Below are 18,053 nucleotides of genomic sequence, written 5' to 3'. Positions count from 1 at the left end.
CCGCCGGGCCGGATGGTTCAGGAGCCCGCCACCCGGCCGTGCGCCTGCCGGCGACGGTCCCGGACTGCGGACGATGGGTGCCGCGGCCCTCCGGAACCTCGGACTCGGGCCCCGTGCCCCGGCTTCCCGGTGTGAGGCTCGCCACGAAACGCGCGTTCGGTCGGGCTTCGCGCCGGGGCGTCGGCCGCCTCACCGAGCGCCACCATCCGGCCCGGCGGACTCTCGGCCGCAATGGCCGGAACCCGACGGTAACCGGGCGCTGATCCGGGCGACCGCTGCCCCGTGGCCCGATCCGCAACCCGCCGCACCCGGCGGACGATCACTCCCCGTGACCGTTTGAAGCGCTCCCGGGGACACCCCCGGGAGCGCTTCCCCGGTGGTCCGGACCGGTATCTCGAATTCGGACCAGTGGTCGATCTCGCCTACACTCGGTGGCGTGCCCCGTGGTGATGGACGACTCAACCACGACCTGCTCCCCGGAGAGAAAGGCCCCCAGGACGCTTGCGGCGTCTTCGGTGTCTGGGCTCCGGGCGAAGAGGTCGCCAAGCTCACCTATTTCGGACTGTATGCCCTGCAGCACCGTGGACAGGAGTCCGCGGGCATCGCAGTGAGCAACGGGTCCCAGATCCTGGTCTTCAAGGACATGGGACTGGTCTCGCAGGTCTTCGACGAAACGTCTCTGGGATCTCTCCAGGGCCATATCGCGGTCGGCCATGCCCGCTACTCCACCACCGGTGCCTCGGTGTGGGAGAACGCGCAGCCGACGTTCCGTGCGACCGCGCACGGCTCGATCGCCCTGGGTCACAACGGCAACCTGGTCAATACGGCCAAGCTCGCCGAGATGGTCGCCGACCTTCCTCGCAAGGACGGCCGCGCCACCCAGGTCGCCGCGACGAACGACACCGATCTGGTGACCGCGCTGCTCGCCGGCCAGACCGATGAGGACGGCAAGCCGCTCACCATCGAGGAGGCCGCCGCCAAGGTGCTTCCCGATGTGAAGGGCGCCTTCTCCCTCGTCTTCATGGACGAGCACACCCTCTACGCCGCCCGCGACCCGCAGGGCATCCGCCCGCTGGTCCTCGGCCGGCTGGAGCGCGGCTGGGTGGTGGCCTCCGAGTCCGCCGCCCTCGACATCTGCGGCGCCAGCTTCGTGCGCGAGATCGAGCCGGGCGAGCTCGTCGCCATCGATGAGAACGGCCTGCGCACCTCGCGATTCGCGGAAGCGAAGCCCAAGGGCTGCGTCTTCGAGTATGTCTACCTGGCCCGCCCCGACACCGACATCGCCGGGCGCAACGTTTACCTCTCCCGGGTGGAGATGGGCCGCAAGCTGGCCGCCGAGGCCCCCGTCGAGGCCGATCTGGTCATAGCGACGCCGGAATCCGGCACCCCCGCCGCCATCGGTTACGCGGAGGCCAGCGGCATCCCGTTCGGCGCCGGACTGGTGAAGAACGCCTACGTCGGCCGGACCTTCATCCAGCCGTCCCAGACCATCCGGCAGCTGGGCATCCGCCTCAAGCTGAACCCGCTCAAGGAAGTCATCAAGGGCAAGCGCCTGGTGGTCGTCGACGACTCGATCGTCCGCGGCAACACCCAGCGCGCACTGGTCCGGATGCTCCGCGAGGCCGGCGCCGCCGAGATCCACATCCGGATCTCCTCCCCGCCGGTGAAATGGCCCTGCTTCTTCGGCATCGACTTCGCGACCCGCGCTGAGCTGATCGCCAACGGCATGACGGTCGACGAGATCGCCACGTCGATGGGTGCCGACTCGCTCGCGTACATCTCGCTCGACGCGATGGTCGAGGCGACGACGATCGCCAAGCCGAACCTGTGCCGCGCCTGCTTCGACGGCGAGTACCCCATGGAGCTCCCGGACCCGGAGCTGCTCGGCAAGCAGCTGCTGGAGACCGAGCTGGCAGCGGGCCCTGCGGCGACCGCCGCGGCCGACGCCCTGCGTCGGCCGTGACGGCCCAGCCGTACACCTCCGGCCACCAGCCCCGTATTTCCACACGAAAGATCCCAGGCAATGTCTGAGACAACAGGTGCTTCCTACGCGGCAGCGGGCGTCGACATCGAGGCCGGCGACCGTGCCGTCGAGCTGATGAAGGAGTGGGTGAAGAAGACGCAGCGCCCCGAGGTCGCGGGCCTCGGCGGCCTCGGCGGCTTCGCCGGACTCTTCGACGCCTCCGCCCTCAAGCGTTACGAGCGTCCGCTGCTCGCCTCCGCCACCGACGGCGTCGGCACCAAGGTCGACCTCGCGCGCAAGATGGGCGTGTACGACACCATCGGCCACGACCTCGTCGGCATGGTCGTCGACGACCTGGTCGTCTGCGGCGCCGAACCGCTGTTCATGACCGACTACATCTGCGTCGGCAAGGTGCACCCCGAGCGTGTCGCGGCCATCGTGAAGGGCATCGCCGAGGGCTGTGTCCTCGCGGGCTGCGCCCTCGTCGGCGGCGAGACGGCCGAACACCCCGGCCTGCTCGGCCCGGACGACTTCGATGTCGCCGGCGCCGGTACGGGCGTGGTCGAGGCCGACCGGCTGCTGGGCCCGGACCGTATCCGTAAGGGGGACGCCGTGATCGCCATGGCGTCGTCCGGTCTTCACTCCAACGGGTACTCGCTCGTCCGGCACGTGTTCTTCGACCGGGCCGGCTGGTCGCTGGACCGCCAGGTCGAGGAGTTCGGCCGGACGCTCGGCGAGGAGCTCCTGGAGCCCACCAGGATCTACTCGCTGGACTGCCTGGCCCTCACCCGCACCACCGAGGTGCACGGCTTCAGCCACGTCACCGGCGGCGGCCTGGCCAACAACCTGGCCCGGGTCGTCCCGGACGGACTGCACGCCACGGTCGACCGCTCCACCTGGACCCCCGGCGCGGTCTTCGACCTGGTCGGCAAGACCGGACAGGTCGAGCAGCTGGAGCTGGAGAAGACGCTGAACATGGGCGTCGGCATGATCGCGATCGTCCCGGCCGAGTCCGTGGACGCGGCGCTGACGACCCTGGCCGACCGCGGGATCGACTCCTGGGTCGCGGGCGAGATCACCGAGCGCGGGGCACACACCTCGGGCGCGGAGCTCGTCGGCGGGTACGCGCGATAGACACCAGGCGGGCACAACGGGACACCCCGATGGCCGCTGCCTCCCCGACCGCCGGGATTCCAGCAGTTCCGGCGGTCGGGGAGAAGCCTCGGGGAAACCGGATCCGGCACGAGCGGACCGACCGTACCGGGACAGCACAGAACCCGGTCCGGGACAGGCCCGGACCGGGTTGATGTGTCAGCGCGAGGTCAAGCGCCGCGGCGCTGTGACGACGGACCGGACTTGTCGTCCTCGTCCTCGTCCTCGTCGTCGTTGTACAGATCCGCGTACTGTGCGTACGGGTCATCTTCCTCGTCGTCGTCCTCGAACGGCTCTGCGTTCGGTGGTTGACTCGAAGGCGATGCGCCCAGCTCATTGGCCAGACGCGACAGGTCAGTCCCGCCGCTGCTGTACTTCAGCTGGCGGGCGACCTTTGTCTGCTTGGCCTTTGCCCGGCCGCGCCCCATGGCTCGACCCCCTCGGTGACGGGGCTCGACGGCCCCAGAGTCTTGACACGCGTTCATGTTTCAGGACGGACTCTCGGCTGAGAGACCGTGCCCGTAGGGCTTTAACGGTACCTGCTTCCGCGGCCATACGGTACGCCGCCCGCATCACACGCCCCGGAAGAGGACCGGCGAGAAGCCCCGTCCTCGCTGGTCAACTGCGATTTTAACCTCTTCTTGGCATGCGACCCGCCGACCGGCGTGAGTCTTGTCTCGCCGGTCGACGGGCCGGGGGCCACAGGCCGGCGCGGACGCGGGGTGACGCGTCCGCCACCGTCAGCGTCGGCGCGCCTCGGCCATCCGCTGCTCGGCGATCCGGTCGGCCGCGGCGGCCGGCGGGATGCCGTCGTCCTTCGCACGTGCGAATATGGCCAGCGTGGTGTCGAAGATCTTCGACGCCTTGGCCTTGCACCGGTCGAAGTCGAAGCCGTGCAGCTCGTCGGCGACCTGGATGACCCCGCCCGCGTTCACCACGTAGTCGGGTGCGTACAGGATCGCGCGGTCCGCGAGGTCCTTCTCGACGCCGGGGTGCGCGAGCTGGTTGTTGGCCGCGCCGCACACCACCTTGGCGGTGAGCACCGCGACGCTCCGGTCGTTCAGCGCGCCGCCGAGCGCGCACGGGGCGTAGATGTCGAGCCCCTCGGTACGGATCAGCGCCTCGGTGTCGGCTGCGACGGCGACCCCGGGGTGCTTGTCGGTGATCCGGCGTACGGATTCCTCCCGCACATCCGTGATCACGACCTCCGCACCGTCGGAGAGCAGATGCTCGACGAGGTAGTGGCCGACCTTGCCGACCCCGGCGACCCCCACTTTTCGGCCACGCAGCGTCGGGTCGCCCCAGACGTGCTGCGCCGAGGCCCGCATGCCCTGGAAAACGCCGAAGGCGGTGAGGACCGAGGAGTCGCCGGCGCCGCCGTTCTCGGGGGAGCGGCCGGTGGTCCAGCGGCTCTCGCGGGCGACGACGTCCATGTCGGCGACGTAGGTGCCGACGTCGCAGGCCGTCACGTACCGCCCGCCGAGCGAGGCCACGAACCGGCCGTAGGCCAGCAGCAGTTCCTCCGACTTGGTCTGCTCGGGGTCGCCGATGATGACGGCCTTGCCGCCGCCGTGGTCGAGACCGGCCATGGCGTTCTTGTACGACATGCCGCGCGCGAGGTTCAGCGCGTCCGCGACGGCCTCCTCCTCGGAGGCGTACGGATAGAAGCGGGTGCCGCCGAGGGCCGGGCCCAGGGCGGTCGAGTGGATGGCGATGACGGCCTTGAGGCCGCTGGCACGGTCCTGGCAGAGCACGACTTGTTCGTGGCCCCCCTGCTCCGAATGGAACAGGGTGTGCAGGATGCCGTCGGTCGGATCGGTCACTGTGGTGACTCCCAAGTACGAAGCGGCGAAGACCCTCCTGAAGGTGGGGAGGGCCGCGGACCGGCTCGGCCGGTCCGACTGGGCAAGAGCGTAAGTCCTACCTGGACGTAGATCTGTTCCACCGCTCTGGATCACCCCCCTGCGGAGTACGGGCGTGACACGATCTGCTGCATGTCGGTGGTGTCTTCGGTGCTCGTCCCTTACGCGTCCTACCTCCGGGTGTACGAGCCGCTGGCCGCCTTCCCGGAGCCCGAGCGAGCCCACTGGGCGCGGTACGCCGGGCGGGCCCGGATCCCCACGGCCCAGGACGAACTGAGACGCTCGCTCGCCGACTTGGCGGCCACACCACCGGTCGCGGTGCCGGTGCACGAGAGCGCGGACGCGTTCGTCGCCGAGGTCGACGGGGTGGTGTGTGTCTGCCCGTGGCGGACCAGGCTGCGCGGCTGGCTGGCGCTGGAGGAGCTGGCGGAGATGTTCCCCGGGCCGGTGCTCGACGCGGTGCTGCCGCCGGTGGTGCGCGGGCAGGCGGTCGCGGACCACGAGCGGTGGACGGAGCGGAATCCGGACGCCAGGCCGTGGATCCGTACCTCGGTGTGGCAGGTGCCGGTGCGGTGGTTCGTGCTCTTCTCCGACGAGGAGCGGGAGTACGAGCCGGCGGGCGAGGACGGTGCGGCGCCCGTGCTGCGGTACCGGACTCCGATGGTGCAGGCCCGCCGCCGGCTGGCCCGGGCGCTGAAGACGCTGCGGGACTCGGTGGACGAGGGGCCGCTGACCGAGGGGCTGGTGGACGTGGGGCGCTGGCTGGAGGAGTTCCATCCGCGGGCGCTGGTCGAGCTGGACTACGCGGGCCTGGTGCACGCGCTGCCGGCGAAGGAGCTCGCCGGGGACCGGTCGGCCGCCGATGTGGCCGAGGGCATCGCGGCGCTGCAGGCCGGTGACACCGAAGGGGCCGGCGAGGCGTACGGACGGCTGGCGGAGCGCTGGCGGGCCGTGAGAGATCGTCAGTTCGCGAACTGATCGGGCGGTATCTGCGTCTGTCTCTCTGTGCCCTCTGTGGCGTGTGAGAACAAGGAGGCGGAACGGTACTACTGGGGTCCTAGGACCTACGTCCCGAACCGGGCCTTTGCCTCAAGCGTGATGGATTGCACTAACTGGGCTCTTGCGCCCTTCCCCACTCCTCATGCCAAAATAGGACAAGGAGCCCGGGGAGGGCTCCGTCCGTCCAACTAAGGGCGGAATGCTCAGCATTGCACGCTATGGGGGGTCTGATGGCTCCTGATCGCTCTGTGACTGATCGTCACGGCGGAGTGACTGTCCGCTATGGCATGGTCCATCGGCTTCCGTCGCTGATGAACACCTGGGAGGGCAATTCCATCGGTTTGGCCGACGTGGCTGGACGGATGGTGTAGTTGTAGTGCCGAGGACAAGCCGTTCGTCCTATAACCGACTCGGCCCGCGTCCGCCATTTCGGGCAACGTGGGTCAAGGTGCAGAATTTAGAGGAAAGAACCGAGATGGTTCGGTTCTCCCGAGGAGGCCGCTCATGACCGCTCGCACCCCTGATGCCGAGCCGCTGCTGACCCCGGCTGAGGTTGCCACGATGTTCCGCGTGGACCCGAAGACGGTTACCCGCTGGGCCAAGGCAGGCAAGCTCACGTCCATCCGCACGCTCGGTGGACATCGCCGGTACCGCGAGGCAGAGGTCCGCGCACTGCTTGCGGGTATTCCGCAGCAGCGCAGCGAGGCCTGACACACCCCCTGTCGCCGCGCAACAACCGGGCTTCCGGGTCCCCCAACCCGTACAGGCCCACCCATAGCTCCAAATGACGGGCGCCCGCCCCAACGGGCGCCATACCTGTGCAATACGGGTGCGTCGTTCGATCGCGCTGGACTCCGCCGGGTCCAGCGCGATCTTTTTTGTGCCCTCGGCCCGCGACCCGGGGCCGGGCCCGCGGGCGCCTCTCGGGGGCGCCGGAAACCGGGCGTCCGGTCGGGTCCGGCCGGGGTGCCGTGCGGGCTTGAGCGGGTCTGTGCGGGACTGTTCCGGACCGTCCGGGCAGGCCGGGGAGGCGTGGTTCACATGCTCCCGCGGAACTCCCGTCCGAGTGGTGCAATTGCACATATTAAATTCGCCAGTTGTAGGAAGGGAGTAAAGTGACCCCTTCTCAAAACTCTTTCGGTGACTCCCGTCACACTGCGCGAGTCTTGCCAAGTACGAGCCTGCCACCGTCGGGAAGCGGAAAGCCCCGCCATTGGTCACTCGCCCGGGGGACTTTCGTCCTCGGCCTCAGAGGTGCCCTCCTGGCGCTCCGTACGCGGGGCCGGCGGTTCGGGGGCGGAATCGGTCCGGCGGGCCGTCACGGGCTCCATGACGAGCCGCAGGAGCCGGTGACAGACCGCGCAGTGGCGGGTGAGATGGCGGCGGCCGGAAGCGGCGGCCAGATGGGCGCGCAGGAGCGCGCGGGTTTCGTGCGTGGCGGACGTCGTCATACACGCCACCTCCCGGTGGACCGCCGCCCCGCACCGGGAAATCAGGGGCGGCCTCTGTTGTCTGAGTACTCGTCGGCGGCCGCCGGAGTCAAGACGCGCGAAAGCCCGGATCCAGAAGGATCCGGGCTTTCGTTACTGCGGTCCTGACGGGATTTGAACCCGCGGCCTCCACCTTGACAGGGTGGCGAGCACTCCAAACTGCTCCACAGGACCAGGTTTTCGCTGCCTTCCTTGCGGCTGGCTGCGAAGACAGACTGTACAGCAGGTCAGAGGGTGCGGTCGAACTCACCGAAGGTGGCGGCTCCGTCACGGCTCAGGAAACCGTCCGTCCGGTGTCATCTCACGGCGCCGCCGCGTCGATCGCCTTCACGATCCGCTTGTCGGAGACGGGGTAGGCCGTCCCCAGGGCATGGGCGAAGTAGCTGACCCGGAGCTCCTCGATCATCCAGCGGATGTCCAGGACCTCCTGCGGTACGGGCCTGCCCTGCGGCAGCTGTTCGAGCAGCCAGGCGTACTCGTCCTGCATCTCGTGGACCTTCTCCATGCGCGTGGTGTCGCGCTGGACGGCCGTCGGCATCTGCTGGAGCCGGCGGTCCACGGCGACCAGATAGCGCATCAGGTCGGGCAGCCTGCGCAGTCCGGTCCTCGTGACGAAGTCCGGCGGCATCAGGGCCGCGAGCTGGTCCCGTGCGTCGGTGACGTTGTCGACCAGGACCAGGCTGTTGGTGGCCTTCAGCCGCCGCTCGCAGGCCTGCCAGGCGGCCAGCACCTGCTGGACCTGCTTGACCGTGTGCTCGGTCAGCGCGACGAGGTCGGCGCGCACCTTGTCGAACAGCTTCCGGAACGACTCCTCGTCCCAGGCCGGGCCGCCGTGGGCGACGATCAGCCGGTCGGCGGCCGCCGTCGCACAGTCCTCGAAGAGGGCCTGGATGGAGCCGTGCGGATTGCGGGACAGGGCCAGCTTCTGCTGGTTCGTCAGCTTGTCGGAGGCGAACTTCGCCGGGTTCACCGGCACGTTCAGCATGATCAGCTTCCGGGTGCCCAGCCACATCGCCCGCTGCTGCTCGGCCTCGGTGTCGAAGAGCCGTACGGCGACGGTCCCGCCCTGGTCGACCAGGGCGGGGTACGCCTTGACCGGCTGGCCGGCCCGCCGGGTCTCGAAGACGCGGTTCAGCGTGCCGATCGTCCAGTCCGTGAGGCCCGAACGCTCGATGGACTCGCCCGACGGGCCCGCGGTGGCCGCGGCGGCCTGGGAGAGGGCCTGACGGGCCTTCGGGCGCAGCTGGAGCTTCAGCGCCTCCAGGTCCTTGTCCTCGGCCACCTTGCGGCGCCGCTCGTCGACGATCCGGAAAGTGATCTTCAGATGGTCCGGGACGCGGCTCAGATCGAAGTCGTCGGCCGTGACCGGGACGCCGACCATCTGCTGGAGCTCCCGGGCCAGTGTGAGGGGCAGCGGCTCCTGGAGCGGTACGGCCCGGTCGAGGAACTTGTCCGCGTAGTTCGGCGCGGGGACGTAGTGCCGGCGGATCGGCTTGGGCAGCGAGCGGATCAGCTCGGTGACCACTTCCTCCCGCAGGCCGGGGATCTGCCAGTCGAAGCCCTCGGCGGTGACCTGGTTGAGCACCTGGAGTGGGACGTGGACGGTCACACCGTCGGCGTCCGCGCCGGGCTCGAACTGGTACGTGACCTTGAACTTGAGCTTCCCCTGGCGCCAGGAGTCCGGGTAGTCGTCCTTGGTGACGGCCCCGGCCTTCTCGTTGATGAGCATCGAGCGCTCGAAGTCCAGCGCGTCCGGTTCGTCCCGGCGCTTGTGCTTCCACCAGGAGTCGAAGTGCGCCCCGGAGACGACGTGCTCGGGGATCCGCTGGTCGTAGAAGTCGAAGAGCGTCTCGTCGTCCACGAGGATGTCGCGGCGCCGGGCGCGGTGCTCCAGCTCCTCGACCTCGCCGAGGAGCTTGCGGTTGTCGTGGAAGAACTGGTGGTGGGTCCGCCAGTCGCCCTCGACCAGGGCGTTGCGGATGAAGAGATCGCGGGAGGTCTCGGCGTCGATACGGCCGAAATTGATCTTGCGCTGGGCGACGATCGGCACCCCGTAGAGCGTGACCCGCTCGTACGCCATCACCGCCGCCTGGTCCTTCTCCCAGTGCGGCTCGCTGTAGGTGCGCTTCAGCAGATGCTGGGCCAGCGGCTCGATCCACTCCGGCTCGACCTTGGCGTTGACCCGCGCCCACAGCCGGGACGTCTCGACCAGCTCGGCCGACATCACGAACCGGGGCTGCTTCTTGAAGAGCGCCGAACCCGGGAAGATCGCGAACTTGGCGCTGCGGGCGCCCAGGTACTCGTTCTTCTCGGTGTCCTTCAGCCCGATGTGCGAGAGCAGCCCGGCCAGCAACGAGGTGTGCACCGACTGCTCCGGCGCGTCCTCCTCGTTGAGGTTGATTCCCATCTGCTTGGCGACGGTGCGCAGCTGCGCGTAGATGTCCTGCCATTCGCGGATGCGCAGGAAGTTCAGATACTCCTGCTTGCACATCCGGCGGAAGCTGGACGAGCCGCGCTCCTTCTGCTGCTCGCGGATGTACCGCCACAGATTCAGGAACGCCAGGAAGTCGGACGTCTCGTCCTTGAAGCGGGCGTGCTGCTGATCGGCCTGGGTCTGCTTCTCCGAGGGCCGCTCGCGCGGGTCCTGGATGGAGAGCGCGGAGGCGATGACCATGACCTCGCGGACACAGCCGTTGCGGTCGGCCTCGATGACCATGCGGGCCAGCCGCGGGTCGACGGGCAGCTGCGAGAGCTTGCGGCCGAGCGGGGTGAGCCGCTGCCCCTTCTTCCCCTCCTGGGGGGACTTCTCCTCCAGATCCAGCGCACCGAGCTCCTGGAGGAGCTGCACACCGTCGCGGATGTTGCGGTGGTCCGGCGGGTCGATGAAGGGGAACTTCTCGATGTCGCCCAGGCCGGCCGCGGTCATCTGGAGGATGACGGAGGCCAGGTTCGTGCGGAGGATCTCCGGATCGGTGAACTCCGGGCGGGTCAGGAAGTCGTCCTCGGAGTACAGCCGGATGCAGATGCCGTCCGACGTGCGGCCGCAGCGGCCCTTGCGCTGGTTGGCGCTGGCCTGCGAGATCCGTTCGATCGGCAGCCGCTGGACCTTGGTGCGGTGGCTGTAGCGGGAGATCCGGGCGTTGCCCGGGTCGATCACGTACTTGATGCCGGGGACGGTCAGCGAGGTCTCGGCGACATTGGTCGCGAGGACGATCCGGCGACCGGTGTGGCGCTGGAAGACCCGGTGCTGCTCGGCGTGCGAGAGCCGGGCGTAGAGAGGGAGCACCTCGGTGTGGCGCAGATTCCGCTTGTTCAGCGCGTCCGCGGTGTCACGGATCTCCCGCTCGCCGGAGAGAAAGACCAGGACGTCGCCGGGCCCCTCCGCCTGGAGCTCGTCCACGGCGTCGCAGATCGCGGTGATCTGGTCGCGGTCGGAGTCGTCCGTGTCCTCTTCGAGGAGCGGGCGGTAACGCACCTCGACCGGATACGTACGCCCGCTGACCTCGACGATCGGCGCCTCGCCGAAGTGGCGCGCGAACCGCTCGGGGTCGATCGTCGCCGAGGTGATGACGACCTTCAGGTCCGGGCGCTTGGGCAGCAGCCTGGCCAGATAGCCGAGCAGGAAGTCGATGTTCAGCGACCGCTCGTGGGCCTCGTCGATGATGATCGTGTCGTAGGCGTGCAGCTCGCGGTCCGTCTGGATCTCGGCGAGCAGGATGCCGTCCGTCATCAGCTTCACGAACGTCGCTTCGGGGTTCACCTGGTCGGTGAAGCGGACCTTCCAGCCGACCGCCTCGCCCAGCGGCGTCTTCAGCTCGTCCGCGACGCGCTCGGCGACCGTACGGGCCGCGATCCGGCGCGGCTGGGTGTGCCCGATCATGCCCCGGACCCCGCGCCCCAGCTCCATGCAGATCTTCGGGATCTGCGTGGTCTTGCCGGAGCCGGTCTCCCCGGCGACGATCACGACCTGGTGGTCGCGTATCGCCTCCAGGATCTCGTCCTTCTTCTGACTGACCGGGAGCTGTTCCGGGTACGTCAGAGCAGGCATCCGCGCGGCACGCAGCGAGAGCCGCTCGGCGGCCTTTGCGGCCTCGGCGGCGATCTCGTCGAGCACGGACTGCCTGGCCTCGGGCTTACGGATGCGGCGCGCCCCTTCGAGACGGCGGCCGAGCCGGTGCGCATCGCGGAGCGAGATCTCTCCGAGCCGGTTCTGGAGATCAGCGAAGGAAGTAGACATACGGAGCCCAGGATCTCACCCGGGCCCGGCGAACGGCGAACATATTTCGTGCGGTCCGGGTCACCACCCGGGCACCGCGCGGAGGCGCGGGATCACAGCACGTACCATTTCGGGCAGCTGACCACCCGTTGCCCCCGTCCGGAAAGGCCGGTCGCCGTGTCCCGTACGCAGTGGTGCTGCCTGATGGCGGTGCTCGCGGTGGTGCTGGGGCTGTTCTGCGGACCGGCGACGGCGGTGCCCGGCGGTGGTGCCGCCCCCGCCGCGGTCGTAGTCGGGGTCACGGGTGCGGATGCCCCGGCCGGCTTCGGCCCGGCGGTGGCGGCGGACACCGACGGGCACCCGACGCCGGGATGCCGCAAGACGAGGAAGCCCGACGGCGAACCCGCGCTCCCGGGCCGGGCCCGTGCCGCGTACGACCAGGCCCCCGGCCTCGCCGGGTGGGGACTGCCCGCCGCCACCGGACCGGGGCCGGCCCACCCGCCCGTGCGGCTGAACCTCCGCGCCCCCGCGCCCGCCGCTCCCACCCCCGTAGAACTCTCCGTGCTGAGGGTGTAGCCGGCCGCCCCGCCCGGCCACCCCTTCTCTCCCACATCACCAGCACGGAGTCCCGCATGCCCAAGTCCACGTCCGCCCGGAAAACCACGTCCGCCCGGAAAACCACGTCCGCTCGGAAGACCTCGTCCAGGAAGCCGGTGCTCTACGGCGCCGGAGTCGTACTCGCCGCCGCGCTGCTCGGCTACGTCTCCTACCAGGCCACCGCCCCCGAGGACCCGGATCCGTCCTCCTCCTCGGTCGCCGACGTCGCCGCCGACCCGGACGCGGGCGTCTATCCGGAGCTGGCGAAGCTCGCCCGCCGGGACGCCGGCGACAAGCTCGCGCAGGGCCGCGCCGACGCACCCGTGGTCCTCATCGAGTACGCCGACTTCAAGTGCGGCTACTGCGGCAAGTTCGCCCGTGACACCGAGCCCGCCCTGGTCAAGAAGTACGTCGACAACGGCACCCTGCGCATCGAGTGGCGCAACTTCCCGATCTTCGGCGCCGAGTCCGAGGCGGCCGCCCGCGCCGCCTGGGCCGCCGGGCAGCAGAACCGCTTCTGGCAGTTCCATGCCGCCGCGTACGCCGAGGGCGCCAAGGAGAAGGGGTTCGGCAAGGACCGGCTGAAGGCGCTCGCCCGGGAGGCCGGGGTCGCGGACCTCGACCGGTTCGCCCGCGACGCGGACAGCTCCGCCGCCTCCGCCGCCGTGGGCAAGGACCAGGAACAGGGGTACGGGATCGGCGCGACCTCCACCCCGTCGTTCCTGATCAACGGCCGCCCGATCGCGGGGGCCCAGCCCGCGGAGACCTTCACCCGGGCCATCGAGGCGGCGGCCGAGAAGGCCCGCAACACCGAGGACGCCAAGAGCGGCCGGGACGGCAAGGACGCCAAGAGCGGCCAGAGCGGGCAGGACACCAAGAGCGGCCAGAACGGCCAGGGCGGCAAGGACGCCAAGAGCGGCCGGGACGGCAAGAACGCCGAGGGCGCCGGGGACGACGCCAAATGACCGCTGACATCGGCTACTTCGCGGCCTTCCTCGGCGGGCTGCTCGCCCTGGTCAGCCCGTGCAGCGCCCTCCTGCTGCCCGCCTTCTTCGCCTACTCCATCGACTCCGCCTCGCGCCTGCTGGCCCGTACCGGCATCTTCTACGCCGGACTGGCCACCACCCTGGTGCCGCTCGGCGCCGCGGGCTCGTTCGCCGGACGCCTCTTCTACCAGCACCGCGACGCACTCGTCCTCGGCGCGGGCTGGCTGATCATCGCCCTCGGCGTCGCGCAGATCGTCGGCCTGGGCTTCGCCTCGCGCCGGATCGCCGCACTCAGCGGCCGGATCCGCCCGACCACCGCCCTGTCGGTCTACGCACTGGGCGCCGTCTACGGACTGGCCGGCTTCTGCGCGGGCCCGATCCTCGGCAGCGTCCTCACCGTGGCGGCGGTCAGCGGCAGCCCGGTCTACGGCGGACTGCTGCTCGCGGTCTACGCCCTGGGCATGGCGGTCCCGCTCTTCCTGCTCGCACTGCTCTGGGAACGCTTCGACCTGGGCCGCCGGGCCTGGCTGCGCGGCCGCGCCTTCCGGCTCGGCCGCTTCGAACTGCACACCACGACCCTGCTGTCCGGGCTCTTCTTCATCGCGCTCGGCGCGCTGTTCCTCGCGTACGACGGGACGACGGCGCTGCCCGGACTGCTGGACGTGGACGATTCGTTCGCCGTCGAGCAGTGGGCCCAGCGCATCGGCGAGCACGTTCCGGACGCCATGGCGCTGGTGGCCGTGGTCGCGGTGGTGCTGCTGATTCTGGCGGTACGGGCGTGGCGCGGCCGGGGCAGCGTGAACCGGGCGGACCGGGAAGAGGTCTGACACGGCGAAGGCCCCGTCCGGTGGACGGGGCCTTCGGGTGGTGGCTGGGGCCGGGATCGAACCGGCGACCTATCGCTTTTCAGGCGATCGCTCGTACCAACTGAGCTACCCAGCCACGCAGCTCATAAGGGCTGCAGCGGTCCTGACGGGATTTGAACCCGCGGCCTCCACCTTGACAGGGTGGCGAGCACTCCAAACTGCTCCACAGGACCAAGCTTTGTGCGACTAAGTGTCGCACAGGTTGTGCGTGCCCCCAACGGGATTCGAACCCGTGCTACCGCCTTGAAAGGGCGGCGTCCTGGGCCACTAGACGATGAGGGCAGAACTGCTTTGCTTTTGCTTCTGCGCCTGTCGCCCCGGAGGACGTGAGAAGCATGTGACTCCGCTTCCCCCAGGAGGTTCCGCTTCTTCTTCAACCTCTTGAGGTCTCAGAACGGTCAAGCCCTGACCGGCGCCCTTGGGCACGTCGCAGACTGTACTACGGCGTTTCTGCGTCAGCCAAACCGAATAAGCACAGGCCCCGGTCCGGGGCGCCGGGACCGGCGGTACGGGACAATGGCGGGGTGCTGGAGATGACGCGCGAAGAGTTCGAAGAACTGGTCGCCGAGGCGCTGGACCGGATCCCGCCGGAGCTGACTCGGCTGATGGACAACGTCGCGGTGTTCGTCGAGGACGAGCCCGGCCCGGGGGATCCCGAGCTGCTCGGGCTGTACGAGGGGACGCCACTGACCGATCGGGGCGAGTGGTACGCGGGGGTGCTGCCGGACCGGATCACCATCTACCGCGGGCCGACCCTGCGGATGTGCGAGTCCCGCGAGGACGTCGTCGCCGAGACCGAGATCACGGTCGTCCACGAGATCGCCCACCACTTCGGCATCGACGACGCGAGGCTGCACGCGCTCGGCTACGGGTGAGCGCCCCGGGGGAGCGCTTCGGGCGCCCCGGTGGTGTGCGGGCGTCCGCCGGGCGCCCCGGTGGTACCCGGGCGGGGCGTGCGGACTCGCCGTGGGTGGAGTGCGGGTGGTGTGCGGGACGGGGACGGGGCGTGTCCCCGGTGGGGCGGCGGGAGTTGGGCACGGAGCGCCCGCTTCTTCCGTACCGCTCCGTCCCTCTTGTCGCTCCGCCCCCTTTCTTCGTACCCCGGAGGTGCCTCCCGTGCGCCAGTTGCCCGTCCCCGTCCGATGGGCGGCCGTCATCGCCGCGACGGTCGCCACGTCCACCGGCTGCATGAGCATCGGCGACGACGGGGGGAAAGCGGCACCGTCGCCGTCCCCCTCGCCCGAGCACGGGGGGAGCGCCGCCCGGCCGGACGGCGGCACCGTGGCGGGTACGGGCAGGGTCCGGACCGGTGGTGGACGGGCCGAGGCGCACTCCGAGCGGGAGGCCGCCGAGTCGCCGGGACCGAGCGGCTCCGCAGGGTCCTCGGCCGACCCCGGTGGCGTACGTCCGGGCGGGGAGCAGGGGGAAGGGGGTGCGGCGCCGGGCCGGGGCGGTCCGGATCCGACGCCCTCCGCCTCGCAGCCGGGGCCCGGGGTGCCGGAGCAGCCCGCTTCCCCCGAGCCGTCCGCGCCGGCGACTCCCGAGCAGCCGGGTTCGCCGAAGCCCGAGCCGGAGCCGGAGCCCTCCGAGCCGTCGCCGCAGCCGTCCGCCTCGCCGGCGGCGCAGCTCCGCAGCGAGGCGATGAGGGTGCCGGAGATGACGGATCCGCTGCGGACTCCCGAGGTGTCGCCGCAGGTGGAGCCCGCTTAGCGAGGGGGTGGGGAGAGTCGGTTTGCGCGATGTGGGGTGGAGTGCGTATGGTAGTAGATCGTTTGATCCCATTGCCCGGCGCCGAAACAGAAGCGCGCCGTGTGGCGCGTACTCTCCCTTGCCGTGGCTGGACCGCATTGAGGCGGTCGAAATTGCGAATCACGGAGTTACGGGCGCGTGCCGAGACTCCGGAAGGTTTCGCATTTCGCATGTCAATTTCCAGTTCTGACCACACCGTCATGCCCGAGAGCATCGAGAACGACGAGCTCGTCGAGGCCGCGGAGACCGTGGTCGCCGAGTCCGCCGGTTCCATCGAGGCGGACACCCCCCTGGCCGAGCAGGCCGACACCGACTCCGCCGACGTCGACGCGGACGCGGACGCCGAGCCGACCATCACCTTCGCCGACCTGGGCCTGCCCGAGGGCATCGTCCGCAAGCTCGCGCAGAACGGTGTGACGGCGCCCTTCCCGATCCAGGCCGCGACCATCCCGGACGCCCTGGCCGGCAAGGACATCCTGGGCCGCGGCCGTACCGGCTCCGGCAAGACCCTCTCCTTCGGTCTGCCGACCCTGGCCTCGCTGGCCGGTGGGCGCACGGAGAAGAAGAAGCCCCGCGCGATCATCCTCACCCCGACCCGTGAACTCGCGATGCAGGTCGCGGACGCGCTGCAGCCCTACGGTGACGTGCTCGGCCTGAAGATGAAGGTCGTCTGCGGCGGTACGTCGATGGGCAACCAGATCTACGCGCTGGAGCGCGGCGTCGACATGCTCGTCGCCACCCCGGGCCGGCTGCGCGACATCATCAACCGGGGCGCCTGCTCCCTGGAGAACGTCCAGGTCGCCGTCCTCGACGAGGCCGATCAGATGTCCGACCTGGGCTTCCTGCCCGAGGTCACCGAGCTGCTCGACCAGATCCCCGGTGGCGGCCAGCGCATGCTCTTCTCCGCCACCATGGAGAACGAGATCGGCACCCTGGTCAAGCGCTACCTGAGCAACCCGGTCACCCACGAGGTCGACTCCGCCCAGGGCAACGTCTCGACCATGTCGCACCACGTCCTCGTCGTGAAGCCGAAGGACAAGGCGCCGGTCACCTCCGCCATCGCCGCCCGCAAGGGCCGCACGATCATCTTCGTCCGCACCCAGCTGGGCGCCGACCGCATCGCCGAGCAGCTCGTCGAGGCGGGCGTCAAGGCGGACGCGCTGCACGGCGGTATGACCCAGGGCGCCCGTACCCGCGTTCTTGAGGACTTCAAGAAGGGTTACGTCAACGCGCTGGTCGCGACCGACGTCGCCGCCCGCGGTATCCACGTCGACGGCATCGACCTGGTCCTGAACGTGGACCCGGCCGGTGACCACAAGGACTACCTGCACCGCTCGGGCCGCACCGCCCGGGCCGGCAAGTCCGGTGTCGTCGTCTCGCTGGCGCTGCCGCACCAGCGCCGTCAGATCTTCCGCCTGATGGAGGACGCGGGCGTCGACGCCTCGCGCCACATCGTGCAGGGCGCGGGCGTCTTCGAGCCGGAGGTCGCCGAGATCACCGGTGCCCGCTCGCTCACCGAGGTCCAGGCCGACTCCGCGAACAACGCCGCCAAGCAGGCCGAGCGCGAGGCCGCCGACCTGACCAAGCAGCTGGAGCGCGTCCAGCGCCGCGCCGCCGAGCTGCGCGAAGAGGCCGACCGCCTCGTCGCCCGTGCCGCGCGCGAGCGGGGCGACGACCCGGAGGCGGCGGTCGCCGAGGTCGCTGCCGAGGCCGAGGCCGCGCTCGTCGCAGCCGCGTCGGTCCCCGAGCAGCCGGCCGCGCGCGACGACCGTCGCGACGACCGGGGCAGCTACGGCCGCCGTGACGACCGCGGTGGTGACCGCCGTGACGACCGTGGTGGATACCGCGGGAGCAACGACCGTGTCGGCGAGCGCAGTGGCCGTCCCTCCGGCGGGGCCGGCTACCGCGGAAGCAACGACCGTCCGTCCTTCCGCAGCAGCAACGACCGTCCGTCCGGTGGTTTCCGTTCCGGTGGTGGCGACCGTCGGGACGACCGTGGTGGCCGTTCGTTCGAGCGTCGTGACAACGACCGTCCGTCGTTCAACCGCGACCGTCGTGACGACCGCCCCTCGGGCGGCTTCCGTTCCGGTGGTGGCGACCGTCGGGACGACCGTGGTGGCCGTTCGTTCGAGCGTCGTGACAACGACCGTCCGTCGTTCAACCGCGACCGTCG

Annotated in this window: 14 protein-coding genes and 4 tRNA genes; 10 read left to right on the top strand and 8 right to left on the bottom strand. The window is 70.1% G+C overall.

Going from position 1 to position 18,053, the window contains the following annotated elements:
• The first annotated feature begins 436 nt into the window (after positions 1–436).
• Both purF and purM read left to right on the top strand, forming a co-directional pair.
• Complete coding sequence (gene purF / locus ABZ622_RS29385; RefSeq protein ID WP_360548236.1) at positions 437–1,963, top strand: amidophosphoribosyltransferase; 1,527 nt, start codon at positions 437–439, stop codon at positions 1,961–1,963.
• A gap of 60 nt (positions 1,964–2,023) precedes the next feature.
• Positions 2,024–3,097: a phosphoribosylformylglycinamidine cyclo-ligase gene (gene purM / locus ABZ622_RS29380; RefSeq protein ID WP_360548234.1), complete on the top strand. Its 1,074-nt coding sequence runs from the start codon at positions 2,024–2,026 to the stop codon at positions 3,095–3,097.
• Between the two features lie 188 nt (positions 3,098–3,285).
• Here the strand turns inward: purM and ABZ622_RS29375 are convergent, their stop codons facing one another.
• Together ABZ622_RS29375 and ABZ622_RS29370 are read right to left on the bottom strand one after the other, a co-directional pair.
• Positions 3,286–3,543, bottom strand: coding sequence for a DUF3073 domain-containing protein (locus ABZ622_RS29375; protein WP_072488579.1), 258 nt, complete (start codon positions 3,541–3,543; stop codon positions 3,286–3,288).
• A gap of 312 nt (positions 3,544–3,855) precedes the next feature.
• Complete coding sequence (locus ABZ622_RS29370; protein WP_360548232.1) at positions 3,856–4,938, bottom strand: Glu/Leu/Phe/Val dehydrogenase dimerization domain-containing protein; 1,083 nt, start codon at positions 4,936–4,938, stop codon at positions 3,856–3,858.
• Positions 4,939–5,109: 171 nt separating this feature from the next.
• Here ABZ622_RS29370 and ABZ622_RS29365 point away from each other — a divergent pair, with 171 nt between their 5' ends.
• A complete protein-coding gene (locus tag ABZ622_RS29365) occupies positions 5,110–5,955 on the top strand; it encodes a hypothetical protein (RefSeq protein WP_360548230.1) in 846 nt (281 codons plus the stop codon).
• Between the two features lie 525 nt (positions 5,956–6,480).
• Positions 6,481–6,687, top strand: a complete 207-nt coding sequence (gene bldC, locus ABZ622_RS29360; RefSeq protein WP_003949541.1) for a developmental transcriptional regulator BldC — start codon at positions 6,481–6,483, stop codon at positions 6,685–6,687.
• Positions 6,688–7,193: 506 nt separating this feature from the next.
• On the opposite strand, the gene ABZ622_RS29355 is transcribed toward bldC, so the two are convergent.
• The 3 genes from ABZ622_RS29355 to hrpA form a co-directional block, all read right to left on the bottom strand.
• Positions 7,194–7,427, bottom strand: coding sequence for a DUF6274 family protein (locus ABZ622_RS29355; RefSeq protein WP_360548228.1), 234 nt, complete (start codon positions 7,425–7,427; stop codon positions 7,194–7,196).
• Between the two features lie 138 nt (positions 7,428–7,565).
• Positions 7,566–7,640: transfer RNA gene (locus ABZ622_RS29350), tRNA-Asp, on the bottom strand.
• 127 nt (positions 7,641–7,767) lie between these two features.
• On the bottom strand, positions 7,768–11,703 hold the full coding sequence (gene hrpA, locus ABZ622_RS29345; RefSeq protein WP_360548226.1) for an ATP-dependent RNA helicase HrpA: 3,936 nt from the start codon (positions 11,701–11,703) through the stop codon (positions 7,768–7,770).
• 156 nt (positions 11,704–11,859) lie between these two features.
• On the opposite strand from hrpA, the gene ABZ622_RS29340 reads away from it, so the two are divergent.
• Genes ABZ622_RS29340 through ABZ622_RS29330 form a run of 3 tightly spaced genes read left to right on the top strand, consistent with a single transcriptional unit; the run spans position 11,860 to position 14,092 of the window.
• The gene (locus ABZ622_RS29340; protein ID WP_360548224.1) at positions 11,860–12,258 is read left to right on the top strand and encodes a hypothetical protein; all 399 of its coding nucleotides are present in this window, start codon (positions 11,860–11,862) and stop codon (positions 12,256–12,258) included.
• Between the two features lie 56 nt (positions 12,259–12,314).
• The gene (locus ABZ622_RS29335; RefSeq protein ID WP_360548222.1) at positions 12,315–13,244 is read left to right on the top strand and encodes a thioredoxin domain-containing protein; all 930 of its coding nucleotides are present in this window, start codon (positions 12,315–12,317) and stop codon (positions 13,242–13,244) included.
• Positions 13,241–14,092, top strand: coding sequence for a cytochrome c biogenesis CcdA family protein (locus ABZ622_RS29330; protein ID WP_360548220.1), 852 nt, complete (start codon positions 13,241–13,243; stop codon positions 14,090–14,092). Before ABZ622_RS29335 ends, ABZ622_RS29330 begins: the two co-directional genes overlap by 4 nt.
• 38 nt (positions 14,093–14,130) lie before the next feature.
• Here ABZ622_RS29330 and ABZ622_RS29325 read toward each other — a convergent pair.
• From ABZ622_RS29325 to ABZ622_RS29315, 3 genes are all read right to left on the bottom strand, one after another.
• Positions 14,131–14,207: transfer RNA gene (locus ABZ622_RS29325), tRNA-Phe, on the bottom strand.
• Positions 14,208–14,229: 22 nt separating this feature from the next.
• Positions 14,230–14,304: transfer RNA gene (locus ABZ622_RS29320), tRNA-Asp, on the bottom strand.
• Between the two features lie 36 nt (positions 14,305–14,340).
• A tRNA-Glu gene (locus tag ABZ622_RS29315) sits at positions 14,341–14,413 on the bottom strand.
• Between the two features lie 242 nt (positions 14,414–14,655).
• Here ABZ622_RS29315 and ABZ622_RS29310 point away from each other — a divergent pair.
• The 3 genes from ABZ622_RS29310 to ABZ622_RS29300 all read left to right on the top strand — a co-directional run.
• Positions 14,656–15,006, top strand: a complete 351-nt coding sequence (locus tag ABZ622_RS29310; protein WP_360548218.1) for a metallopeptidase family protein — start codon at positions 14,656–14,658, stop codon at positions 15,004–15,006.
• 241 nt (positions 15,007–15,247) lie between these two features.
• The gene (locus ABZ622_RS29305; protein ID WP_360548216.1) at positions 15,248–15,841 is read left to right on the top strand and encodes a hypothetical protein; all 594 of its coding nucleotides are present in this window, start codon (positions 15,248–15,250) and stop codon (positions 15,839–15,841) included.
• Positions 15,842–16,080: 239 nt separating this feature from the next.
• The coding region (locus tag ABZ622_RS29300; protein WP_360548214.1) for a DEAD/DEAH box helicase at positions 16,081–18,053 on the top strand (1,973 nt) is incomplete at its 3' end.

The sequence above is a fragment of the Streptomyces sp. NPDC007164 genome, assembly GCF_040634135.1.
GTDB classification, from domain to species: Bacteria; Actinomycetota; Actinomycetes; order Streptomycetales; family Streptomycetaceae; genus Streptomyces; species Streptomyces sanglieri.
The sequence above is the reverse complement of the archived record's forward strand: the minus strand, read 5'-3'. Positions and strand labels throughout refer to the sequence as shown.